The sequence below is a fragment of the Synechococcus sp. WH 5701 genome (genome assembly GCF_000153045.1).
GTDB lineage: Bacteria > Cyanobacteriota > Cyanobacteriia > PCC-6307 > Cyanobiaceae > Regnicoccus_A > Regnicoccus_A antarcticus.
The window spans coordinates 384,739-407,721 of record NZ_CH724159.1 but is presented as its reverse complement, the minus strand read 5'-3'; the positions used below and the strand labels follow the sequence as shown (position 1 = coordinate 407,721).

General features: G+C 65.6%; 24 protein-coding genes and 1 pseudogene. 16 read left to right on the top strand and 9 right to left on the bottom strand.

Going from position 1 to position 22,983, the window contains the following annotated elements:
• Position 1 precedes the first annotated feature (1 nt).
• The 6 genes and pseudogenes from WH5701_RS02980 (at position 2) to WH5701_RS02955 (ending at position 7,843) form a co-directional block, all read left to right on the top strand.
• Positions 2–352, top strand: a complete 351-nt coding sequence (locus tag WH5701_RS02980; RefSeq protein ID WP_006170440.1) for an STAS domain-containing protein — start codon at positions 2–4, stop codon at positions 350–352.
• Positions 353–371: 19 nt separating this feature from the next.
• Positions 372–794 (top strand): ribonuclease III domain-containing protein, encoded by a 423-nt coding sequence (locus WH5701_RS02975; RefSeq protein WP_006170439.1) that lies wholly within the window; start codon positions 372–374, stop codon positions 792–794.
• Positions 791–2,434 carry a 23S rRNA (guanosine(2251)-2'-O)-methyltransferase RlmB gene (gene rlmB / locus WH5701_RS02970; RefSeq protein ID WP_006170438.1) on the top strand — a complete coding sequence of 548 codons (1,644 nt, stop codon included), beginning with the start codon at positions 791–793 and terminating at the stop codon, positions 2,432–2,434. The genes WH5701_RS02975 and rlmB overlap by 4 nt, the downstream gene beginning before the upstream one ends.
• Before the next feature lie 52 nt (positions 2,435–2,486).
• Positions 2,487–2,735, top strand: a complete 249-nt coding sequence (locus WH5701_RS02965) for a DUF1816 domain-containing protein (RefSeq protein WP_006170437.1) — start codon at positions 2,487–2,489, stop codon at positions 2,733–2,735.
• A gap of 29 nt (positions 2,736–2,764) precedes the next feature.
• Positions 2,765–4,226: pseudogene (gene gatA, locus WH5701_RS02960) on the top strand (Asp-tRNA(Asn)/Glu-tRNA(Gln) amidotransferase subunit GatA).
• Between the two features lie 77 nt (positions 4,227–4,303).
• Positions 4,304–7,843 (top strand): DNA polymerase III subunit alpha, encoded by a 3,540-nt coding sequence (locus WH5701_RS02955; protein ID WP_006170434.1) that lies wholly within the window; start codon positions 4,304–4,306, stop codon positions 7,841–7,843.
• A 4-nt stretch (positions 7,844–7,847) separates the two neighbouring features.
• Here WH5701_RS02955 and WH5701_RS02950 read toward each other — a convergent pair whose 3' ends face one another.
• The 3 genes from WH5701_RS02950 to ruvA form a co-directional block, all read right to left on the bottom strand.
• Entirely contained in the window at positions 7,848–8,291 is a 444-nt protein-coding gene (locus WH5701_RS02950) for a PAM68 family protein (protein WP_006170433.1), read from the bottom strand.
• Positions 8,292–8,299: 8 nt separating this feature from the next.
• Complete coding sequence (rpsO, locus tag WH5701_RS02945) at positions 8,300–8,569, bottom strand: 30S ribosomal protein S15 (protein ID WP_006170432.1); 270 nt, start codon at positions 8,567–8,569, stop codon at positions 8,300–8,302.
• Between the two features lie 71 nt (positions 8,570–8,640).
• The gene (gene ruvA, locus WH5701_RS02940) at positions 8,641–9,306 is read right to left on the bottom strand and encodes a Holliday junction branch migration protein RuvA (protein ID WP_006170431.1); all 666 of its coding nucleotides are present in this window, start codon (positions 9,304–9,306) and stop codon (positions 8,641–8,643) included.
• A 23-nt stretch (positions 9,307–9,329) separates the two neighbouring features.
• Between ruvA and WH5701_RS02935 the strand changes: the two genes are divergently transcribed.
• The 3 genes from WH5701_RS02935 (at position 9,330) to WH5701_RS02925 (ending at position 12,213) form a co-directional block, all read left to right on the top strand.
• Positions 9,330–9,839 carry a hypothetical protein gene (locus WH5701_RS02935; RefSeq protein WP_006170430.1) on the top strand — a complete coding sequence of 170 codons (510 nt, stop codon included), beginning with the start codon at positions 9,330–9,332 and terminating at the stop codon, positions 9,837–9,839.
• An 87-nt stretch (positions 9,840–9,926) separates the two neighbouring features.
• The gene (locus WH5701_RS02930; RefSeq protein ID WP_006170429.1) at positions 9,927–11,327 is read left to right on the top strand and encodes a glutamate decarboxylase; all 1,401 of its coding nucleotides are present in this window, start codon (positions 9,927–9,929) and stop codon (positions 11,325–11,327) included.
• Between the two features lie 10 nt (positions 11,328–11,337).
• Positions 11,338–12,213 carry a hypothetical protein gene (locus tag WH5701_RS02925; RefSeq protein WP_006170428.1) on the top strand — a complete coding sequence of 292 codons (876 nt, stop codon included), beginning with the start codon at positions 11,338–11,340 and terminating at the stop codon, positions 12,211–12,213.
• A gap of 20 nt (positions 12,214–12,233) precedes the next feature.
• Here the strand turns inward: WH5701_RS02925 and WH5701_RS02920 are convergent, their stop codons facing one another.
• Positions 12,234–13,112 (bottom strand): DMT family transporter, encoded by an 879-nt coding sequence (locus WH5701_RS02920; RefSeq protein ID WP_006170427.1) that lies wholly within the window; start codon positions 13,110–13,112, stop codon positions 12,234–12,236.
• A gap of 109 nt (positions 13,113–13,221) precedes the next feature.
• Here WH5701_RS02920 and dnaG point away from each other — a divergent pair, with 109 nt between their 5' ends.
• The gene (gene dnaG / locus WH5701_RS02915) at positions 13,222–15,294 is read left to right on the top strand and encodes a DNA primase (RefSeq protein WP_006170426.1); all 2,073 of its coding nucleotides are present in this window, start codon (positions 13,222–13,224) and stop codon (positions 15,292–15,294) included.
• A gap of 28 nt (positions 15,295–15,322) precedes the next feature.
• A complete protein-coding gene (locus WH5701_RS15605; protein WP_006170425.1) occupies positions 15,323–16,060 on the top strand; it encodes a hypothetical protein in 738 nt (245 codons plus the stop codon).
• A gap of 27 nt (positions 16,061–16,087) precedes the next feature.
• Here the strand turns inward: WH5701_RS15605 and WH5701_RS17415 are convergent, their stop codons facing one another.
• Entirely contained in the window at positions 16,088–16,336 is a 249-nt protein-coding gene (locus tag WH5701_RS17415; protein ID WP_156776510.1) for a hypothetical protein, read from the bottom strand.
• Positions 16,337–16,417: 81 nt separating this feature from the next.
• Here WH5701_RS17415 and WH5701_RS02905 point away from each other — a divergent pair, with 81 nt between their 5' ends.
• The 3 genes from WH5701_RS02905 (at position 16,418) to WH5701_RS02895 (ending at position 18,129) form a co-directional block, all read left to right on the top strand.
• The gene (locus WH5701_RS02905; protein ID WP_006170422.1) at positions 16,418–16,711 is read left to right on the top strand and encodes a hypothetical protein; all 294 of its coding nucleotides are present in this window, start codon (positions 16,418–16,420) and stop codon (positions 16,709–16,711) included.
• 105 nt (positions 16,712–16,816) lie between these two features.
• Positions 16,817–17,554 (top strand): hypothetical protein, encoded by a 738-nt coding sequence (locus tag WH5701_RS02900; RefSeq protein WP_006170421.1) that lies wholly within the window; start codon positions 16,817–16,819, stop codon positions 17,552–17,554.
• A gap of 221 nt (positions 17,555–17,775) precedes the next feature.
• A complete protein-coding gene (locus WH5701_RS02895) occupies positions 17,776–18,129 on the top strand; it encodes a hypothetical protein (RefSeq protein WP_037979485.1) in 354 nt (117 codons plus the stop codon).
• Between the two features lie 8 nt (positions 18,130–18,137).
• On the opposite strand, the gene WH5701_RS02890 is transcribed toward WH5701_RS02895, so the two are convergent.
• Positions 18,138–18,428: a hypothetical protein gene (locus WH5701_RS02890; protein ID WP_006170418.1), complete on the bottom strand. Its 291-nt coding sequence runs from the start codon at positions 18,426–18,428 to the stop codon at positions 18,138–18,140.
• Between the two features lie 392 nt (positions 18,429–18,820).
• On the opposite strand from WH5701_RS02890, the gene WH5701_RS02885 reads away from it, so the two are divergent.
• Both WH5701_RS02885 and WH5701_RS02880 read left to right on the top strand, forming a co-directional pair.
• Positions 18,821–19,039, top strand: coding sequence for a type II toxin-antitoxin system VapB family antitoxin (locus tag WH5701_RS02885; protein ID WP_006170416.1), 219 nt, complete (start codon positions 18,821–18,823; stop codon positions 19,037–19,039).
• The gene (locus WH5701_RS02880) at positions 19,036–19,425 is read left to right on the top strand and encodes a PIN domain nuclease (protein WP_006170415.1); all 390 of its coding nucleotides are present in this window, start codon (positions 19,036–19,038) and stop codon (positions 19,423–19,425) included. Before WH5701_RS02885 ends, WH5701_RS02880 begins: the two co-directional genes overlap by 4 nt.
• Positions 19,426–20,033: 608 nt before the next feature.
• On the opposite strand, the gene WH5701_RS02870 is transcribed toward WH5701_RS02880, so the two are convergent.
• The 3 genes from WH5701_RS02870 to WH5701_RS02865 form a co-directional block, all read right to left on the bottom strand.
• Complete coding sequence (locus WH5701_RS02870; RefSeq protein ID WP_006170412.1) at positions 20,034–20,540, bottom strand: cupin domain-containing protein; 507 nt, start codon at positions 20,538–20,540, stop codon at positions 20,034–20,036.
• A 537-nt stretch (positions 20,541–21,077) separates the two neighbouring features.
• A complete protein-coding gene (locus tag WH5701_RS17405) occupies positions 21,078–21,389 on the bottom strand; it encodes a cupin domain-containing protein (RefSeq protein ID WP_156776507.1) in 312 nt (103 codons plus the stop codon).
• 474 nt (positions 21,390–21,863) lie between these two features.
• Complete coding sequence (locus WH5701_RS02865) at positions 21,864–22,877, bottom strand: methyltransferase (protein WP_006170410.1); 1,014 nt, start codon at positions 22,875–22,877, stop codon at positions 21,864–21,866.
• Positions 22,878–22,983: the final 106 nt, after the last annotated feature.

Sequence of the window (22,983 nt, the reverse complement as noted above, 5' to 3'; positions counted from 1 at the left end):
GTTGACCGTATCTCTGCGGGGCGGCTTAGAGCGACGGGAGGATTGTCTGCTGTTCAGCTTCACCGGCCAGCTCGACGCCTACTCCGACAAGCAGTTCCGCGATTTCATCACCGAGCAGCGCGGCAGCGACAAGCGAGCCGTGCTGCTGGATCTCACCCACATCGATTTCATCGATTCCTCCGGACTGGGTGTGCTGGTGCAGCTGGCCAAACAGTGCGCCGATGCCAAGGTGGGCTTTGTGATGGTGGGCAATGCCCGCGTGATCCAGACGGTGAAACTCGTGAGGCTGGAGCAGTTCCTGCACCTCCAGCCTGATCTGAACACGGCCCTGGCCGCCCTTGCCAAACCCTGAACACGACGGCCGGGCCTGGTTGCGCCAGATCCAGCCCGATCCCCGGCACCGTCACCAGCCCGAGACCCTCGGTGCCCTCCAGCTCGCCTGGCTGGGGGACGCGGTCTGGGAGCTGCACCAGCGCCTGCGCCACTGCCACCAGGCGGGCCGCCCCGATGAACTGCACCAGGCCGTGGTGGCTCGGGTGCGGGCCCAGGCCCAGGCCCAGGCGCTGCAGTGCCTGGAGCCGCTGCTGGACGAACGGGAGCGCGAGCTGGTGCGCCGCGGCCGCAACCGGGCCGGCCGGGGTCCTCGCGGCGGTGATCCCGCCAGCTACGGCCGGGCCACGGGATTTGAGACAATGGTGGGCTGGCTCTTTTTGCGGAATCCCGAGCGGCTTGCCCAGCTTCTGGATCATCTGGACGAGACCGACCTTTCTGACCCTTTGCCGAGCGACCCATGAGCCAACGTTTTGAGCGCCGCAAGCCGAAGGGTGCTGGTTCCGGTGATCGCCCTTCCGGTGGGGCCAGAGGAGGCAAACCTTCCCGCTTCGGCGGGCCCCGTCCCGAATGGCGCGGCAGCAGCGAGGGGCGCGACGGGCGGGAGGACCGCCCCCGGCGTGAGAGTGTCCAGCGTCCCCAGGGGGAGGGCCGCCCTGCCGGTCGCCCCACCCGCGTGATCGGCGCCCGCCCCGCAGCGCGACGCTTCGACGACCAGCGCCCGGGAGCGGGTCGCCGGCCTGAAGGTCGTTTCGAGGGCAGGCCCGAGCGCCGCCCAGAAGGCCGCCCGGAGGGCCGATCCGAGGGGCGCCCTGAGGGCCGTGATCAGGGCCGCCGCCCCAGCTTCGGGGCGCCCCGCTTCAGCCGACCCGATGGCGACAGGCCCCGCTTCCAGCCGGGCCGTCCCCCCGCCCGCCCATCGCGTTTCAGCGAGCCCGAAGCCCCGGGTCCTGAGGCCAGCGGCAGTTCCGAGCGTTTCGGCGCCGAGCCCGCCGACGATCTGGTCTGGGGCCGCCACCCGGCCCAGGCCGCCCTGGAGGGCGATCGTCCAATCCACCGCATCTGGTGCACCCCGGAGCTGCGCTTCGCCCCACGCTTCCTGCAATTGCTGCGCGATGCCAAGGCCAATGGCGTGCTGGTGGAGGAAGTCACCTGGGCGCGCCTGGGTCAGATCAGCGGCGGCGCCGTGCACCAGGGGATCGTGCTGCAGGCTGCGGCAGCAGAAACCCTGGATCTGGCCAGCCTGATCGATGGCTGCAGCACCATCGGTGAAGCGCCGCTGCTGATGGCGGTCGACGGGCTCACCGATCCCCACAATCTGGGGGCGATCGTGCGCAGCGCCGAGGCTCTCGGTGCCCATGGCCTGGTGCTGCCCCAGCGGCGCAACGCGGGCCTCACCGGCTCGGTGGCCAAGGTGGCGGCCGGCGCCCTCGAGCACCTGCCCGTGGCCCGGGTGGTGAATCTCAACCGCTCGATCGAGCAGCTCAAGGACGCGGGCTACCGCGTCGTGGGCCTGGCCGAGGAAGGCAACGTGAGCCTGATGGAGGCGGATCTCGATGGTCCCCTGGTGGTGGTCACCGGCTCGGAGGCCCAGGGCCTCTCGATGCTCACCCGCAAGCATTGCGACCAGTTGATCCGCATTCCCCTGCGCGGCGCCACCCCCAGCCTGAACGCTTCGGTGGCCACCGCCCTGCTGCTCTATGAAATCGCCCGGCGGGGCTGGATGAAGAACATCAGCGGCAACGCCCCGGCACCGCGGCTGGTGCGGCCCCAGGTGCCGACCACCGCGGCCGCCAGCAGCAGCCCGGCCGTGCCCCCCGCCGAACCAGTGCCCGAGACCACATCGCCAGAGACCGACAGCTCTGGCGATCCCGCTCCTGAGGCGACCAGCGAGATCCAGGAGGTGATCGAGGAGCCGATCGAGGAGATCGCCGAGGAGGGCATTCAGAACGACGTTCAGGACGACGTTCAGGACACGAGTCCGGAGGCGGCTCCAGAGAACCCCGCTCCTGAGCTGGAACTGCAGGTGGCCCTCCCCGAAGAGATCGAGCTGAGCTTCACGCCCCCCACCGGCTCGCCCTTCCAGGGAGACATCCGCCTCTGATGCGAGGGAGCGGCCCTTCAATCGGCACAATGGTGCGGTTCGCCCAGGTTCGATGAACCCCTTGATTCGGCTGCTCAGAGGCATGGCCAACGGTCTGGGGGTGGCCTGGTGGGCCCGGGTGGAAACCCAAGCGCCGCATGTCATCTACTGGTTCGGGCCCTTCGTGCGCCGGGAGGATCTGGAGGCGAAGCTTCCCGTATTTCTCGGCGATGTGAACAACGAGCAACCGGGCTCGATCGAGCACGAACTGCTGCAGGCCCGCCGCGGTGAACCCCTCACCGAAGACCTGGACCCTGGCTGATAGCGTCGCCCGATGCAAGGCAAGGGCTGATGGGGATCGCCGAGTGGCGTGGGCAACTGGAGCGCGGCGAGGTGTCGGCCCGGGAGCTCACCGACCAGCACCTGGCCCGGATCGAGGCCGTCGAGGGCACCCTCCATTCCTTCCTGGAGGTCACAGCGGAGCGGGCCCGCGCCGATGCCGACCGCATCGATGCCGCTCGCGCTGCCGGTGAAACCCTGCCGCCCCTGGCCGGGATACCCCTGGCGATCAAGGACAACCTCTGCACCAAAGGCATCCGCACCACCTGCTCCAGCCGGATGCTGGAGCAATTCGTGCCGCCCTACGAATCCACTGTGACCGAGCGGTTGTGGCAGGCCGGAGGAATCCTGATCGGCAAGACCAACCTCGATGAGTTCGCCATGGGCAGCTCCACCGAGACCTCCGCCTTCGGACCCAGCCGCAACCCCTGGAACCCCGAGCGGGTCCCGGGCGGCAGCTCCGGCGGCAGTGCCGCCGCCGTGGCCGCCGGCGAATGCGTCGCCTCCCTGGGCTCCGACACCGGCGGCTCGATCCGCCAGCCGGCCGCCTTCTGCGGGGGTGGTGGGCCTTAAGCCCACCTACGGGCGGGTGAGCCGCTGGGGCCTGGTGGCCTTCGCCAGTTCCCTCGATCAGGTGGGACCGTTCAGCACCAGCGTGGCCGATGCCGCCGAGCTGCTCCAGGTGATCGCCGGTGAGGACCGCCGCGATGGCACCTGCCTCAAGGCTGACGTTCCCGATTACAGCGCCGCTCTGCAGGCACCCGTGAAGGGCCTGCGGGTGGGTCTGGTGAAGGAATGCTTCGAGGCCGAGGGCCTCGATCCCCAGGTGAAGGCCTCGGTACTGGCGGCCGCCGCCCAGCTTGAGGCCCTGGGTTGCGAGCTGGTGGACGTGAGCTGCCCCCGCTTCAACGACGGCATCGCCACCTACTACGTGATCGCCCCCTCGGAGGCCTCGGCCAACCTGGCCCGCTACGACGGCGTGAAGTACGGCTACCGCTCCGAGCAGGCCGGCAGCCTGGCGGAGATGACGGCCCGCAGCCGCGCCGAGGGCTTCGGAGATGAAGTGCAGCGCCGGATCCTGATCGGCACCTATGCCCTCTCGGCCGGCTACGTGGATGCCTACTACAAGAAGGCCCAGCAGGTGCGCACCCTGATCCGCCGCGATTTCGATGCGGCCTTCGGCGCGGTGGATGTGCTGCTCACACCCACCTCCCCCACCACCGCCTTCCGCTTCGGCGCCCACGCCGAGGATCCCCTGGCGATGTACCTGGCCGATCTGCTCACGATCCCGGCGAACATGGCCGGCCTGCCGGCGATCAGCGTGCCCTGCGGCTTCGACGACGGCGGCCTGCCGATCGGCCTGCAGCTGATCACCGGCGTGCTCGAGGAGCCCCGCCTGCTGCAGGTGGCCCACCACTACGAGCAGGCCGCCCGGGTGATGGACACCAGACCCACCGCAGCCCTGGTGCCCTGAGTCAGCCGCCGGCTGACACCACATCTGGTGGCCGGTAACGTGGCAACACCCTGTGGTGGCGTCTGACGCCTGAGTCCTTGGCCTTCGTCCCCCTCCACAACCACAGCGATTACAGCCTGCTGGATGGCGCCAGCCAGCTGCCGCAGATGGTGGAGCGGGCCGTGGCACTGGGCATGCCGGCCCTGGCCCTCACTGATCACGGGGTGATGTACGGCGCGATCGAGCTGCTGAAGCTCTGCCAGGCGGCCGGCATCAAGCCGATCATCGGCAACGAGATGTACGTGATCAACGGCTCGATCGATGATCCCTGGGTGAAGGGCGAACGCCGGTATCACCTGGTGGTGCTCGCCAAGAACGACACCGGCTACCGCAACCTGGTGAAGCTCACCAGCCTCAGCCACCTGCGCGGCATGCGCGGCCGCGGCATCTTCTCGCGGGCCTGCATCGACAAGCAGCTGCTGGAGCAGCACCGCGAAGGACTGATCCTGGCCACTGCCTGCCTGGGCGGTGAGATTCCCCAGGCGATCCTCAAGGGCCGCCAGGATGTGGCCCGCGACGTGGCCCGCTGGTACCACCAGCGCTTCGGAGCCGACTTCTACCTGGAGATCCAGGACCACGGCTCGCCGGAAGACCGGATCGTGAACGTGGAGCTGGTGCGGATCGCCAGGGAGCTGGGCATCGAGCTGATCGCCACCAACGATGCCCACTACCTCAGCAGTGCCGACGTGGAGGCCCACGACGCCCTGCTCTGCGTGCTCACCGGCAAGCTCGTGACCGACGAGAAGCGCCTGCGCTACACCGGCACCGAATACATCAAGAGCGAAGCGGAAATGGGCCGCCTCTTCGCCGATCACCTCGAGCCGGAGGTGGTAGCCGAAGCGATCGCCAACACCGCAGCGGTGGCCGAGAAGGTTGAGGCCTACGACATCCTCGGCCGCCAGCAGATGCCCCGCTTCCCGATCCCTGACGGGCACACGGCGGTGAGTTATCTGGCGGAGGTGTCAGAGGCGGGGCTGCGCCAGCGGCTGCACCTGGGCAGCAGTGATCCGATCGATCCGCTCTACGGCGAGCGGCTGGCCTTCGAGCTTCAGGTGATGGAGCAGATGGGCTTCCCCACCTACTTCCTGGTGGTGTGGGACTACATCCGCTTCGCCCGCGAACAGGGCATTCCAGTGGGGCCGGGCCGGGGTTCGGCCGCCGGCTCCCTGGTGGCCTATGCCCTGGGCATCACCAACATCGATCCCGTCAGCAACGGTCTGCTGTTCGAGCGCTTCCTCAACCCCGAGCGCAAGTCGATGCCTGACATCGACACCGATTTCTGCATCGAGCGCCGCGGCGAGGTGATCGAGTACGTCACCCAGCGCTACGGCGAGGACAAGGTGGCCCAGATCATCACCTTCAACCGGATGACCTCGAAGGCGGTGCTCAAGGATGTGGCCCGCGTGCTGGACATCCCCTACGGCGATGCCGACCGCCTGGCCAAACTGATTCCCGTCGTGCGGGGCAAGCCTGCCAAACTCAAGGAGATGATCGGCCCCGAGTCGCCGGCACCGGAATTCCGCGAGAAGTATGAGAACGATGCCCAGGTGCGCCGCTGGGTCGACATGGCCCGCCGCATTGAGGGCACCAACAAGACCTTCGGCGTGCATGCCGCCGGTGTGGTGATCGCGGCTGAACCGCTGGATTCGCTGGTGCCGCTGCAGCGCAACAACGATGGCCAGGTGATCACCCAGTACTTCATGGAAGACGTGGAGGCGATGGGGCTGCTGAAGATGGACTTCCTCGGCCTCAAGAACCTCACGATGATCGACAAGACCCTCGATCTCGTGGAGCAGTGCAGCGGTGAGCGCATTGATCCCGACGACCTACCCCCCTGCGATGACGACACCTTCGCCCTGCTGGCGCGCGGCGACCTGGAGGGCATCTTCCAGCTCGAATCCAGCGGCATGCGTCAGATCGTGCGCGACCTCAAGCCCTCCTCGCTGGAGGACATCTCCTCGATCCTGGCCCTCTACCGGCCAGGTCCGCTCGATGCCGGCCTGATTCCGAAATTCATCAACCGCAAGCATGGCCGCGAAGCGATCGATTTCGCCTGCCCGGCCCTGGAGCCGATCCTCAAGGAGACCTACGGGATCATGGTCTACCAGGAGCAGATCATGCGCATTGCTCAGGATCTGGCTGGCTATTCCCTCGGAGAAGCCGATCTGCTGCGGCGGGCGATGGGAAAGAAGAAGGTGTCGGAGATGCAGAAACACCGCAGCCAGTTCGTGGAGGGAGCCACGGCGCGGGGGGTGAGCGCCGCGGTGGCCGAAGCGCTGTTCGAGCAGATGGTGCTGTTCGCCGAATACTGCTTCAACAAGAGCCACTCCACCGCCTACGGCGCCGTCACGTATCAGACGGCCTACCTCAAGGCCCATTACCCCGTGGCCTACATGGCCGCCCTGCTGACGGTGAATGCCAGCAGCACGGACAAGGTGCAGCGCTACATCGCCAATTGCCAGGCGATGGGCATCGAGGTGATGCCCCCCGATCTCAATGCCTCAGGCATCGATTTCACCCCGAAAGGGGAGAAGATCCTCTTCGGACTCTCGGCGGTACGTAACCTCGGCGATGGCGCCATTCGCCAGCTGCTGGAGGCCCGTGTCCAGGACGGTCCCTTCGCCTCCCTGGCCGACCTCTGCGACCGGATCCCCACCACGCTGATGAACCGGCGGGCGCTGGAGTCGCTGATCCACTGCGGTGCCCTCGATGGGCTGGAACCCAGTGCCAACCGCGCCCAGCTGATGGCCGACCTCGATCTGGTGCTCGACTGGGCCAGCTCCCGCGCCAGGGACCGCGCCAGCGGCCAGGGCAACCTGTTCGATCTCTTCGCCACCCCCGGTGAAGCCGCCGGATCGGCAGCAGCCGAACCAGGCCCCGCCAATCAGAGCACCGCCCCGAAGGCGGCGCCGGTGGCCGACTACCCCCCCAAGGAGAAACTGCGCCTGGAGAAGGAGCTGGTGGGCTTCTACCTCTCGGATCACCCCCTGCGCCAGCTGGCACGGCCGATCAGGATGCTCTCGCCGATCAGCCTCGGGCGGCTGGAGGAACAGGCCGACAAGGCTCGCGTCAGTGTGGTGGCGATGCTGCCGGAGGTGCGCCAGGTGACCACCCGCAAGGGCGATCGCATGGCCGTGCTGCAGCTCGAGGACCTCAGCGGCAGTGCCGAGTGCGTGGTGTTCCCCAAGGCCTACGCCCGCCTCAGTGACAACCTGATGGTGGATGCGCGGCTGATGATCTGGGGATCAGTGGACCGCCGCGACGACCGGGTGCAGCTGATCCTGGATGATTGCCGCGCCATCGACGACCTCGATGTGCTGCTGGTGGAGCTGATGGCTGATCAGGCCAGCGACATCACCGTGCAGCACCGCCTGAGGGAGTGTCTGGTGCGGCACCGACCGGAGCAGGAGGAGGCCGGCGTGCGAGTGCCGGTGGTGGCGAAGGTGCAGCTCCACGACGAAGCCCGTTACGTGCGCCTCGGTCACCAGTTCTGCGTGCGCGATGGCGCCGCTGCACTGAGCACCCTCACTGAAGCCGCCTTCACCGCCAGGCTTCACTCGGCGCTGCAGAACGCCTGAAGCCTCAGGCGCCGCTGCCGCTGCCCTGGCGGATGGCCTTGATCGAGGCCTTCATGCGGGCGATGTTGGTGCCGATCTGCTCGGTGCCCAGCAGGGTGCCTGGCTCCTGCTCCCAACTGGCGGAGAGCACGCCATAACTCAGACCGAGCACTCCCAGCAGAAACAGGCCCCCTGAGCTGGCCAGGGTGACCACAGGCGGCACGTCGAGGATGCCGTGGCTCACCAGCAGGTAGCTGCCGATGAACACGCCCATGCCCAGCACGGAAGGAATACCGGTGGCCACACCGATGCGACGGGCCATGCGGTTGGCCACGGCCGGCGGAATCACCTGGGAGCCCTTGGGCTGAGCCTTGCTGCCAGATCTGGCTGTCGTGCCGGCCTTGGCTGTGGCGCCGGCCCTGGGCTGACGCTCCGGCTCAAACGGCAGGGGCTTGCGCTTGGCCGCCATGGCTGAACTCAGCCCCGAATGCCGAGTTTGGCGATCAGCTGGCTGTAACGCTCCTCGCTCTCAGCGCGCAGATAACCGAGCAGCCGCTTGCGGCGGCCGATCATCTTCAGCAGCCCCTGGCGGGAGGAGAAGTCGTGCTTGTTCTTCTGCAGGTGGCCGGTGAGCTGGGTCACCCGCTCGCTCAGCATCGCCACCTGAACCTCGACCGAACCGGTGTCGGTGCCGTGGGTCTGGTGGGAGTTGATCAGTTCCTGCTTCTTGGTGGTATCGAGCGGCATGCCGGCGTCGGGCCCTGACGGTGCAAACAATCAACCTAACGCCTCAGGGTGCTGGCCACCAAGCGGCCCGCTCAGGCGGCCTCGCGGGCGAGCCAGCGCAGACAGGCGCTCAGCCAGGCGTCGGCGTCGTGGGCCGGATCGAGTCCTTCCCGACCGAGGGCACGCAGGGCACGGCTGATCTCCAGAGGCTCGTAGCCCAGGGCCGTGAGGGTGAGCTGCAGCTCTTCGCGGGTGGAAGCAGCCGGCCCGGGGTCGCCATCGGTGCTGCCGGCCACCCCATCGAGCAGGTCGTCATCGCCAGCGGCGGCAGCCGCCCCGAAGCTCTCAGCCAGCTTGCCGCGCAGCTCAACCGCCAGCCGCTCGGCCGTGCGCTTGCCCACCCCCGGCGCCCGGCAGAGACGGCGCAGGTCGGCCTGAACGATCGCCCGCACCAGTTCCTCGCAGGGCATGGTGCCCAGCAGGGCCAGGGCCATCTGGGGTCCGACACCGCTGACGGCCACCAGCAGGCGGAACAGATCGCGCTCGTGGCGTGCCCCGAAACCGAACAGCGTCCAGCCGTCGTCACGGATCGACTGGTGTGTGTAAAGGCAGAGCGGGCTGCCAGCCGGGGGCAGCAGCTCCCAGTGGCGGCGGGTGAGCTGCACTTCGTAGCCCACGCCGGCGCAGGCCAGCAGGAGCCCGCAACGGTTGCCCTGCTGCCACGGCTCTGCCACATGGCCTTGCAGCCAGCCGATCATGGAGACCACTCCTGAACCGATCCATGCTGCCCGGTCCGCCAACCCCCGCCAGCCGGTCTGTGGCCATCCCCCTCCCGCGGAGCCAGTGGAGGAGGTCGCTGCTGAGCGCCCTGCTGGTGCTCCTGCTCGGGGTGGGGCTGCTGGGGCTGGGCGGCTGCCAGGCGGTGGGCCAACCGCCCCGGGCCGTGCTGCTGCAGGCCCTGGGGCTGCAGATCGAGCTCACCCAGCGAGCCATCGCCGACGCCCTGGCGCTGGAGCCCAGCGAGGGGCGGCCCCAGGTGAGCCGGGTGCGCGTCGATCACCAGGAGGCCATTCCGATCGGGCTGGGCAAGGGCCTGCACCTCACCGGGCAGTTCGACTGGCGCCTGGCGGACGATCCCTACCGGGTGGACAGCCCCTTTGAGCTGTATCTGCTGCGGGGCGAGCGGGGGGAGAGCTGGCGGCTGGCCCGCCCGGTCGGGGCGGCCGCCGACAGCCTCAGCCAGGAGTGGCTGGTGGATCCACTGCCGCTCGAGCGCGACCGGCCAGCCTGATCAGGGCCAGCCGCCTCACAACAAAGGCGCCAGTAATCAATCTGCAAATGCCATAGAGTTAGCTCAATCGAATCGCCAAGTTATTCAATGGCATCCAAGCCAGATCTTCAATCTGAGCGTCACTCCAGCGACGACGACATCTATGCCTCCGGCGATCTCTCGACTGGCATGCCGAAGCGCACGTTTCCAGCCAAGGAGAAAGATCCCAGGGCTGTGTATGCCGCCATCCACGATGAGTTGATGCTCGATGGCAACTCCCGCCAGAACCTGGCCACCTTCTGCCAGACATGGCTGGAGCCGGAAGTTCATCAGCTGATGAATGAGTGCATCAACAAGAACATGGAGGACAAGGACGAATATCCGCAGACTGCCGAAATCGAGTCCCGCTGCGCCCGCATGCTGGCCGATCTCTGGAATGCCCCGTCGATCGATGGGGCGATCGGCTGCACCACACTCGGATCGAGCGAAGCGGCCATGCTTGGCGGCATGGCGATGAAACGCCGCTGGGAGGCCAGCCGGCGCCAGCAGGGGAAGCCCACGGACCGGCCGAATCTCGTCACTGGTCCTGTACAGATCTGCTGGCATAAGTTCACGCGCTACTGGGACATCGAGCACCGGGAGATCCCCATGGAATCCGGTTGCTTGATGATGACGCCGGAGCAGGTGCTCAAGCATTGCGATGAGAACACGATCGGAGTGGTGCCCACGCTGGGCGTCACCTTCACTGGGCAGTATGAGCCGGTGCAGCAGGTGGCCGAAGCGCTCGATGCTTATGAACAGCAGACCGGCCTCGACATCCCCATCCACGTGGATGGTGCCAGCGGGGGATTTCTTGCCCCGTTCTGCAGCCCGGATCTGATCTGGGATTTCCGCCTGCCCAGGGTGAAATCGATCAATGCCTCAGGCCACAAATTCGGCCTGGCACCGCTTGGCGTCGGCTGGGTGCTGTGGCGAGAGGCGAAGGATCTTCCCGAGGAGATGGTGTTCTGGGTGAACTACCTGGGCGGCAACATGCGCGACATCACCCTGAACTTCTCCAAGCCCGGCGGCCAGGTGGTCTGCCAGTACTACAACTTCATCCGCCTGGGCAAAGAGGGCTACCGCAAGGTGCACAACGCCTGCTATGCCACCGCCCAGCACCTAGCGAAGGAGATCGAAACACTTGGTCCGTTCGAGATCATCTACGGCGGTGATCCCGACACAGGAATTCCCGCCCTGTGCTGGAGGATCAAGGATGGCGTGGATCCGGGTTTCAACCTCTTCGACCTGGCCGATCGCCTGCGGGTGCGGGGCTGGCAGGTGCCTGCCTACACCCTGCCGGCCCACTGCAGCGATCAGGCCATCCAGCGGATCCTGGTGCGGCACGGCGTCAGCCGTGACCTCGCCGACCTGCTGCTGGAGGACATCAGGAGCGCCATTGATCATCTCCAGCTCCATCCCGTCAGCACCTCGCTGAGCAGCCGGGAAGCGTCGGGTTTCCATCACTGAGACAGCTGCGATGACGATCAGCGCCGACCGGCCTGGACGCTCCGTCTTGGTGCAGGACGGTCCATGGCCGTTCATCACCAAGCGCGTGACCTGGAGAGAGGGGCAGATCGTGAGCCTGTGGCGCTCACGCCACAATCGCAAGGGTCTGCCTGTGCAAGCGGGTGACAACGCCCTGGCCCTGGAGATGGCCCTGCGTCGATGCCTGTGGATGCCACGGGAGCTGAACTGGTGGATCGGCGTGTTGTTTGCCCTTGGATCAGTGCTGTTCGGGCTCGGAAGCTGGCTGAGCCTCCACCCACCGCTGGCCCAGCAGTGGCGTCTGAGCCCGGAGGCCGTGAGCAGGGTGTTCCTTCTGGGTTCCTTCCCGTTCACCACCGCCGCCTACCTGCAGTTGTTTCAGGCCGCCAACGCCCCTCCGGTCTCCGGCCAGCAAAAGCGCAGTCGAAGACACTGGCATTGGTTCGGGTGGAAGCCCGGGGATCTGGGTTGGCTCAGCTGTGCCCTGCAGTTCCCCGGCACGCTGTTGTTCAATCTCAACACCTACAACGCGCTCAACACCGGGCTGGACTGGTTCGACCAGGACCTGTTGATCTGGGCGCCCAACATTCTCGGTTCGTTGCTGTTCATGGCCTCCGGCTCTTTCGCCTTCATGGAAACCTGCCATTCCCCGTGGGCATGGCAGCCCCGCAGCCTGTCCTGGTGGGTCACCACCACCAACCTGCTTGGTTGTGTGGGGTTCCTGCTGTCAGCCGTGGTCAGCATTGTGCTGCCCTCCAGCATGGGGCCGGCTTTCCCAACGGTGTCGCTGATCTTCACCCTCGTGGGGGCGATGGGTTTTCTGATCGGTTCCCTGCTGATGCTTCCCGAATCCGTCGTTCCCTCCTGACTCTCTCCACAACTGACCAATCACGTCGAGGCGGAGCGGCTGGCCGGGGCAGGACTGGCCCGCAGGCTGAGCAGGGTGGCCAGCAGCACCAGCAGAGCCGATAACCCGGCTCTGGCCGGCACGGTCTCGCCGAACCACCACACCCCCCAAAGCGCCGCCAGCGGCACCTGCACGTAGCTGATGGCCGTGGCCCGGGCGGCCGCCATGCCCATCAATCCGTAGGTGAGTGCGATCTGCCCCAGCTGGGTGAAGACCCCCACCCCCAGCAACCAGCCGAGCTCAGCGGCCGTGGGGGCCACCGGCTGCAACAAGACCAGCGGCAGGCTGAGCGGCAGGGCCATCAGCGGGAAATAGAACACCACCACCAGGGGATGCTCGCTGCTGCGCAGGGCGCGCACGCTCACGTAGGCCAGGGCCGAGAGCAGGGCACCGGCCAGGGCGAACAGCAGCGGCAGGGCCGGCAGACCAGCGTCAGCCGCAGCGCCAAAACCGGCACCAACCGCCCCGGCCCCGCCCGGAGCGGCCAGCACCGCCACCCCCAGAAAACCCAGCAGCACGGCGCCCCACACCCGCCAGCCCGGCCGCTCGGCCAGCAGCGGCCAGGCCAGCAGGGCCGTGAAGGTGGGGTGCAGGTACTGCAGCACCGTGGCCACCGCCAGCGGCAGGCCAGTGAGGGCCAGGTAGACGCAATAGAGCCCTGCGGTGCCGAGGATGCCGCGGCCCACCAGCAACCGCCGCCGCTGGCCCCAGGGGTTGAGGCCGGCGCGCCGCAGCATCCACCAGCTGATCAGCAGGCTCACCAGCGCCCGCGCCAGCACCACCTCCGCCACCGGCAGGCGGCCGCCCAGGGCCTTGACGCACACCCCCATCAGGCTGAAGGCCAGGGCGCTGGCGACCATCCACAGGCCCGCCCGCCAGGCCGGGGGCTGCACTGGATCGGAGACGCACCACTTCTGGTGTGGTGGGGCAGAATGGGCTCCAGAGCCACCCCAGCGGTAGCGCCATCCCTTGAGCCAGTCCCAACCCCACGCCCGCCTCCACCCCCGCACGATCGAAGCGGTGAAGGAGCGCGCGGACATCGTTGATGTGGTGGGCGAGCACGTGGTGCTCAAGAAGAAGGGGCGGGAGTTCGTGGGGATCTGCCCCTTCCACGACGACAAGTCGCCGTCGATGACGGTGTCGCCCGCCAAGCAGTTCTACTACTGCTTCTCCTGCGGGGCCGGCGGCAACGCCATCAAGTTCCTGATGGAGCTGCAGCGCATCAGCTTCAGCGAGGTGGTGCTGGATCTGGCGCGCAAGTACCAGCTGCCGGTGGAAACGCTGGATGGACCGCAGCAGGAGCGCCTGCGCAGGCAGCTCTCCCGCCGTGAGGCGTTGCTGCGCGCCCTCGGCCTGGCGGCGGGCTGGTTCCGCAGCCAGCTGCGCAGCCCCGAAGGCGCCGGCGCCCTGGCCTACCTCAGCAAGGAGCGGGGTCTGAGTGAGGGCACGATCGACGCCTTCGACCTGGGCTATGCGCCCGAGCGCTGGGACGGTCTGCTCAACCACCTCGGCCAGGTGGAGAACCTGGCGCCGGAGCTGCTGGAGGCGGCCGGGCTGGTGGTGCCGCGCAAGGGCGGCGACGGCTTCTACGACCGCTTCCGCCACCGGGTGATGGTGCCGATCCGCGACCGTCAGGGCCGGGTGATCGGCTTCGGCGGACGCAGCCTCGATGGCGGCGAGCCGAAATACCTCAACTCGCCGGAAACGGAGGTGTTTGAGAAGGGCAAGCACCTGTTCGGCCTGGATCGCGCCAGCAACGCCATCCGCAAGGACGACCAGGCGGTGGTGGTGGAGGGCTACTTCGATGTGATCGCCCTCCATGCCGCCGGCATCACCAATGCGGTGGCGTCGCTGGGCACGGCCCTGAGCAGCCAGCAGATCACCCAGCTCTGCCGCTGCTGCGACAGCCGCCGCCTGGTGCTCAATTTCGACACCGACGGTGCCGGCGTGCGCGCCGCCCAGCGGGCGATCGGGGCGGTGGAGCAGCAGGCGCTGCAGGGTCAGCTGGAGCTGCGGGTGCTGCACCTGCCCGCCGGCAAGGACCCCGATGAATTCCTCCAGCAGCATGGTGCCGGGGAGTACCGGGCCCTGCTGGAGCGGGCACCCCTCTGGCTCGACTGGCAGATCGAGCAGGCGCTGGAGGGCAAGGATCTGGCCCGCTCCGACCAGTTCCAGCAGGCAGTGGCCTCGCTGGTGGAACTGCTGGGCAAGCTGCCCCAGAGCGCCGTGCGCAGCCACTACCTCCAGCAGGTGGCCGAGCGGCTCAGCGGTGGCCAGGCGCGGCTGGCCCAGAAGCTGGAGGAAGACCTGCGCCAGCAGGTGAAGGGGGAACGCTGGCATGGCCGGGCCAGCCGCTGGGAGCAACCCGGGGAGATCGGCCTGCGCGAGCGCGCCGAAGCGGAGCTGCTGCGGCTCTACCTGCATGCCGGCCGCCACCGCGGCGCCATCAGGCGGGAGCTGCGCCAGCGGGAGCTGGAGGATTTCGCCATCGCCCACCACCGCCTGCTCTGGGCAAGCATCAGCGAACTGGAAGAAGACAACCTCGGCGTCGGCCGGCTGGAGGCGATCAACCGGGGCAGCGATCCGGGCGACGATCTGGCCGATCTGGATCTGCCGCGTCTCCTGAGCGACCGGCTGCTGGTGGAGGAAAGCGAGCTGCTGAACAGGCTCACCCCCCTGTTGGAGCCGAGCGAACTGCAACGCATGGCCCTGGCTGAACCCCTGCTGCAGCTGCGCGGCACCACGGCGGTGCTGGAGCGTCAGCGCAGCCTCAAGCGCTGCCGCCATCTGCTTGATGCCTGGGGGTCTCAGCGGCTGGAAACGCTGGAGCGCTGCATCGCCCGGCTGCTGGAGGAGAGTGAGGCGGAGGCCAGCGCCGCCGCTGCCCTGAGCATGGAAAGCAGGATCGATTCGATGTTCAGCGAACTGAACGGCGATGCCCTGCGCTTCCAGGAGCTGTACTACAACGAACGGCGACACATCAGCCACCTCGACCAGCAGCGCTGCGCCGATCCCCTGGCGGCGGCGCGGCTGGCCAGCTGAGCTGCACTCGCCTTCGCCCCGCAACCCCATGGCCCCTGGCATCCCGCATTTCCGGATCGGCCCGGCGGCCCTGGGCACCGCTGCCGCCCTGCTGGCGCTGGCCGGAACCCTGCAGAACGCATCAGCCCAGCTGAGCGGTCCAGCCCCCCGGATCCGTCAGATCGTGGCTCCGATCGCCACAGCGAACCGCGTCCTGGAAGAGGCGCTGCAACAGGAGTTGTTTCCCGTATCGGTGCTGGACGACCAGGGCCATGGGCCCGACCCGGGTACGGCGGAATGGCGTCAGGCCGAGATCCATCAGCGCCGCAACGCCTGTCGGGCGGCGGGCCCCTTGCGCTATGCCTACAACCGCATCGACCTGAACGGAGACCGGCAGGACGAGCTGGTGGCCACCGTCATCGGCCCTTACACCTGCGGCACCGGCGGCTGCAACGCCTATGTGTTCCAGAGCGGACCCAAAGGCAAGGGTCTGCGCCTGGTGTCACAGATGTCGCTGTTCAAGCCGCCGCTGGTGGTGAGCGACCAGCGCCACAACGGCTGGAGAGACCTGATCAGCCGGGTGCGGATCGATGCGGGCCACGGCTACTACGCCCGTCTGCCCTTCAACGGCCGCGGCTATCCGAGCAATCCTTCAACGCCCCCGGCTGAACCCCTGCGCAGCGCCCTCCCGGGCGTGGCCATGCTCAACACCGACGACGACGCCAGCCCCACCCATCCCCTGCCCTGCGACAGGCCCGCCATCGCCGCGCCGCCACGCGGCCTCTGATCCAGGCAAGGCCTGGCTGCCTTCTGCTCAGAACTGGGTGGACCGCACCGGCTCGAGTTGCCCCATCGCCTCGCCCGGCACCAGCTTGTAGGTCACCTGGCGGGTGCCACCGGTGGGATTGGCATTGCTGTCGCCGCTCCTAGGGAGAACTCCGGTGCGTCGCTCACTAGGCCAGCACCCACTGTGGGCCGCCCGGCCTGGCGCAGTGCCCTGACCAGCCAGGCCTCCAAGGCACCGTTCATCAGCTCGTTCCTGGTCAAGGATGGGCAACTGCATCAGTGCCTTCTCGCTTGTGGCGGCATTCTGTTCTAGGTAAGGAAACTCTCACGCTCCTGTGGGAGCCCTCGGTAGTGAACGGTGGCCCTCCTCACTGAAGTCCTGGTCGGACAACCCGGCCACATTCTGATCGTGGCCCTGGTCCTGCTTGCTGGCTGGTCCGTGCTGCGCTTCTCCGGTGCCGTCAGCGGGCCGTCAGCCCGCCCCCTGCTGTGGGCCTCCCTGGCCTGGGGGGTGTATGCCGCCTGGGAGGCTCTGGTGCAGCTCCGCACGCCTGAGGCCAACATCCGGGTGGATCTGCTGCTGATCTGGCCGCTGCTGGCCGCGCTGACGCTGTTCGGTTTGATCAGGGGAACCATCGGGGCAAGTCGGTGAGCAAAGGGTCCAATCGGCTTGGCCTAGCCCTGAAGCGTGTGTTATGCGTCAAACGTGGACTGTCAATGAGGCGGTCTGATCAGAATTTCACTTTCAGCATTAACTATGGTTCGCAGCTTTCGTCAAACCTCTGCAGCCCTCGGCGCTGGCCTTCTCCTGGCGGGCCTGTCCGCCCCCTTCGCCCCGGCGGCCATGGCCGAGGTGCTGGTCAGGGCCCAGGGCCGTTGCAAGCTCATGACCGGTGGCTACGCAGCCTTCAATGGACACTGCACCTTCAAGCACAAAAAGGCAGGCAACACCGATGCCTATGTCGTGAAGCTCGATGACGGCACTGAGTTCAGCTTCTCGGGTCCTAATGTGCAGGCGCTGAGTGTGCAGACCTACGACGGAATTCGCAGCGTCATTCACAGCGCCCAGTCGGACCATGAGGTGTTCAGCTGGAACGACGGGGAACCCCGCAAGCTCTCCGTTCGGCTCGACCGTGTCGAGAACCCCGACGCCCGTTTCGAGGATTCCGCCCAGAAGGCTGATTCCAGCACACTCCTGGGTGCCGCGGTGGGCGCCCTGATCGGCGGTCTGATCTCCGGCAAGCCCATCACCACGACCGAGCCGGCCCGGGAGGGCGCTCCGGTCTCCGATCTGCAATCCCTGGTGGGCGCCAAAGGGGGCCAGGCCGAAGGAACCCTGACGTCGAAGGGCTACACCTACCGCGGTGGCACCAAGCTGGCCGACAGTTCCTTCACCTACTGGGAGCAGCCCTCCACGAACAACTGCGTGACGATTCGCACCACCGACGGCCGTTATCAGTCGATCACCTACACCAAGAAAAGCGACTGCAACTGACCAGCTGCTGGATCAATTGCAGTCGATGCAGTAGCAGCAACTGGATCACCCTTTGATCGCACCCCCCGTAGCCCTCAAGCCACAGGGGGGTTTTCCTTTGGCGACCTGGCCTTCAGGCCTTTAGTGTTCAGGCGCGCTTGAGCAGCCGCAGGATCACCAGCGGGATCACGGCACCGAGGGTGACCACCACAATGCTGCCCAGCACGCCGCCTCTCCTCGCCATGACCAGATTGCTCTCACGCCGTCTCCCCCTGCTGCTCACGGCCATCGCCGGCTGCCTTGTCAGCCACCCGGCTGCCGCATTGGCAGCCCCGGCAGGCAGCAACCTGGCGGTGCTGCTTCAGGCAGCGGGCGGCCAGCCCCTGGGCCTCTACGACGGTGTGCGCTTCGTGCGGATCAACGCCACCGACGGCACCCGCATCACCGTCACGATCAACTGCGAGCAGGAGCTCTGGCGGGTGGCCCGCATTGAGCCCAGAACCGGCCGAGCGGACTTCCGCGACGATCGCTTCCAGAGTGCTGCCGGCATCGGCCGCAGCCGCTGGTGCACCACCCCCGTGCGCACGATGGAGTGAGTCTGGGCTCACTCCTCCAGCAGCTGCACCTGGTACACGGCCACATTGCTGTGGGCAAGCGAGCGCACGATCTCAGGCACCATCTGCATCGGGGTGCAGAGCGTCAGCGAGCGGCGCCTGCCGGCGGCCATCTCCGCCAGGTGCTGGGGATCGATGCTGGTGGAGCGCTGCTGCGCTGCAGCCTCAAACACCTCCACCGCTGGGCTCTTCCCGGAACCCAGCACAAACAGCACCCGCCGGGGCGTCTCGCTGTAGTCGCGGCTGAGGGCCTCCAGGGCAGGGATGTCCGGGTGTGTCATGGCCTGCTGGTGGCGGGGGAAACGCTCGACAAGCTGGCGTGCACCTCAAACAGCCAGGGCACCTGGTGCAGGGTGGGCTACCCAGGCCAGAGCGGCCGGGTGCTGTGGGTGAACCGGGACTCGCTGATCTTCCTGGGGGACGGGGAGTAAGTCATCGCCCCTGCATTTGCTTGCCCTGGCCGGGTTCTCTGACCTGGCCTTTGCAGCTGCCCATGCGATCGGGATGGAGAAGCGCATCACCCAGCACTACGGCCGCTCCCGGCCGTCCCGTCAAAAAGCCCCGCTTCATGCCCGCCGAAGGGGCCCTTGCGCTGGCGCGCAAGCTGGCCGCCAGCGCGAGCAATCAAGATGTGTATAACATGTCAACGCTCTACACATCAGGGAGGCCGGCCATGCGCACGAACATCGTCATCGACGACCAGCTGATGCGCGATGCGATGCAGGCCAGTGGCGCCCGCACCAAGAGGGAAGCCGTCGAGATCGGCCTGCGCACCCTCGTGAGGCTGGAACAGCAGAAGCGCATCAGGGCCTTCCGAGGCCGGCTGTCCTGGGAGGGCAACCTGGAGAGCCTCCGCCAGGACCAGTCCCCTGCAGAGGCCGAGTCAGCGTGATCGTTGTCGATTCATCGGTCTGGATCGACTTCTTCAATGGCGTCAGCACCCCCGAGGTGGAGCGCCTGGATGGCCTGCTGGGCAGCACGCCGGTGGCGATCGGTGATCTGATCCTGGTGGAGGTGCTGCAGGGCTTCCGCCACGACCGAGATGTCGCCACAGCCCGCCAGTTGTTTCGCGCCATCCCCATGCTGGCGATGCTCGGGCCCCAGAACGCCTACAAGGCGGCGGAGAACTACCGCAGCCTGCGCAGTCGGGGCATCACGGTGCGCAAAACGATCGACGGAATCATCGCCACCGCCTGCATCGAGGCGACTGTGCCCCTGCTGTTCAGCGATCGCGACTTCCAGCCCTACGTGGATCACCTGGGCTTGGAAGCGGCTTGAGCCACCATCGCGGCCATCGGCATCGGCTGATCAGTCTGCTCAAGATCAGCGGTGGGAAGTAGTTCTGTTCATGCACCCTAAACGTCTGAGCCCGACCGCCGGATCCTGAACCTGGGCCCATGACTGACAGGCCAACATGGACACCCTAGTGCCTACCAAGCTTACCCAATTCACTGTCAAGCAGGCTCACCATCTTATGAGCAGCTCCGGTTACTGCCTGCTCAGTTGTACGGGCCAGGTCGCTCACGGCTGTCGGCTCGCGTCCCGCCAGCCGCGCCTCAAGCAAGCATCGCTTGTCAATTGTGCCTGTCTTCGATGTACTATCCTCGTCGCTGAGGTGCACTTCCAGCCTGGTGATGTGATCAGCGAAGCGCGCTAGAACTTGATGAAGAGTGTCTTCGACATTCTGAGCCAGAGCCTCGTGCCCTGAGATATTCTTGTCTGTGTTCACTTGGATCTGCATGACGGCTGTCTCCAGCGATAGTGGGCGCTGTGGGCCCATCTCACAATTAGCTAGATCCATACAAGATGCCAGCCATGGCTTCACATCCCGTACAAGACGCTGCCTTGAATACCCGGACCTCCTGAAGAAACGGGCCAGCCAGCGGTCATGGGGCTGGAGAGCCAGGAGTCGAATCGGCTTTAGGGGCGGGTTCGAGCACGGTGAACGGCTTCCCCTTCACCCCCGCATAAACCACCACGATCTCGGCGGGTTCCGTGCCGTTGTTGCTGCCGTAGTGGGGCTGATTCACCATCTCGATCAGCCCGTCCCCCGCCCTCAGCTGCAGGCTGGGACCCGCCTCGCTGATCACCAGCAGCTGCCCGCGGATCAGCATGCCGGCGTTGATGACTGGGTGGATGTGCATGGGCAGCTTCATCCCCGGAGGAATCGTGATGTGCAGCACGGTGACTTCCGGCTCGCCTCTGGGATAAGGGGGCAGCGGTGTGCCGTTCCATGCCTCACCGGAGCGGACCAGCGTCTGCACCTTGACCCCTGCCGGCTCCTGATCCGCCAGTGCCCGCGGGCCTGCCAGCAGTAGGCCGCCGCCGAGCAGGAGCAGGGCCAGCCAGCGCTGACGAGTCTTGAGGCTTATCGCGGGACAGAAGACGGACATAGGACGCATGCGATCGAGGGGAAGTCTGGGGAGGGGTCGGCGCAGGTGCATACCCGTGTTAGCCGGGGAGCGGCTTCAAGCGAGGCGATGCCGCGCTCCAGAGGGGTGGCATGAAGAAGGTGCAGGAACCAGGCCAGAGGCACAGAGTTGGAGCAGAGATGGAGTGTCCATCTGCGAGATCAGCCCTCAGCTTGTCCTCTGTGCAAACAACCTCAATGACCCGCTCGCCAGGGCTGGCCATGAAACTCCTCCCAAAGCTGATAGACCATATTGCATCTCGGATGATTGTAATAGGCGGCTATAGCATCTTGACAAGCTCATACCGAGGCCGCCAAGTCACCTCGCAATCAGTATCGGCAAGAAATTGATATTAATTGGCACGCTTCAGGTCGGTGGCCTGCTCGGAATCAGTGAATCCAAGCCGCATACCGCCCATGACCCCAGTCCAGTCCTGGACTGCGATCACTAACCAATCTGCCGCAATCAGCATTGTTATCCAGGGCCTCTTCAGCTCCTACTTCGCGCGGAATCACTCCTTCATCTCAGCCCATCGATGTGCAGCAGGCAGCATTCTTCAAGCGCCTCTGCTCTATGACCGCGACCACAGGGATCATCAAAAGCAAATAAGTCTCCCGGCTTAAACACTCGAGCTTCAACCATGCATTCAGCTCCAACAGAAATCTGAAAAGCGCCTTCTAATACATAAAGAAAATCCAAGCTAGGTGCATTATGCCAGTCCCACGCCCATCCCTTATCCATTCTCATAAAAGACATGCCCCCTGGCGGCAACGGATCCGTGCCCCAGAACGCCGGGGCATCGCCCCCTTCCACCAAAGGCTTCTCCTCCAAGTATTCCTCGACAAACCGAGTAAAGCCAAGAGATTGGTCGGAACGAATATATGTAACCCTATGTAGCCGGCCAGTCCTTTCCATGAGCATCTCCACAACGAGGTTGACTACTTGTAGGCAGCGACAACAGCATATGCCAGAGAAGTCGGCCACACTCGTCCTTGTGGCATAAAAGCAGAGGACCAACTACTCTGATCCAAGTGTGAAGAGAGTGGAATGACGTGTTGTCACTCCGAGGGAGTCAATGCAACTCCTGCTTCCACAGAGAATCCGGACGACTGAATTATCAACTCGATTCTCTGAATTGCCAATGCTTTGGTGGGATTTGTCCGCAAATGTCGCAAAGCCAAGCCTGAACCACTTCCAGTTGAAGTTTGCCTGGGTGCGTAAATATGAACCGGAAAAATTGGCAGCCGGCGCCGGGATCACCGCAGACAACAGATGCTTGATTAAGGCATTGTTCAGGAAGATAGGCTATTTGATGCCAACCACCATAGAGTCGGGCCCGACCAGTTCTTCGACCCAGGTTGACGTAAACCCAGCTTCTAGCATCCATCGGACGCAGTCAGCCCCCGTGTAGTCGAAGCCACCAGGAGTCTCGATGAGCATGTTCAGGCTCATCATCAATCCAAACGCGTTCTTTGAGCGGTCATCATCGATGATAGCTTCATAGACGACAAGGGCGCCGCCAGTGGGCACGGCATCGAAAGCTTTTCTGATCAGCATCTTCTTGGTTGGCAGATCCCAGTCGTGCAGGATATGTCCCATCAGAATGACGTCGGCCGGAGGAATATCCTGAGTGAAGAAGCTGCCCGGCACGAAAGTCAGCCGATCCTTGATGCCGAGGCCCTCGATGTACTCCTCGAAGATCGGCGCCACTTCGGGCAGGTCAAAGCCCTCGCCCCGTAGATGCGGGTTGGCTAGGATGATCTGTGCAGCGAGATCGCCCTGTGCAGTGCCCACGTCGACGAATGTACGGTATTCCTTCCACGGAAATGTCTTCGCAATCTTCATATTCGCACCGTGGCTGATCCCTGACATGGCGGCAAGGAATTCCTTGAGGCGTGCCGGGTCTGCATACAGAATCTCGAAGAGCTCGGGGCCACCCGACTTGGCTTCATTCTGCGGCTGTCCGGTGCGGAGTGCTTCCGTTAGATTGTTCCAAAATGGATACAAGCGGTGGTTTGCCATCTCGAGGATGCCTCCTAGGTACGAAGGCTTGTTCCGGTCGAGGAAGAGTTCCGTTTCAGGGGTGTTGGAGTACTCGCCGCCCGTGCGTGTCAAGAAGCCCAACGCCACCAAAGCATCGAGGAAGTCACGGGCCGAGCGTGGATGCAAGCCAAGACGTCCGCTCAGTTTGTCGAGGCTCTCTGGACCGCTCGACAATTCGGTAAACAGTCCCATTTCGACGGCACTCAACAACGTCTTTGACGCCCAGAACGCGAGGCCAGTCTGGAGGATCTTTTCTGGATTCAGCTGCTCATTCATTCGTCGCACCCACCTGTCCAATCCGATGAAAGCCAAGTCTGCCAGAAAAGGTGGACTGTCCAACGCCCAAGCTCAGAACCAAGTGGGGATTCTGCCGAGACGCAAC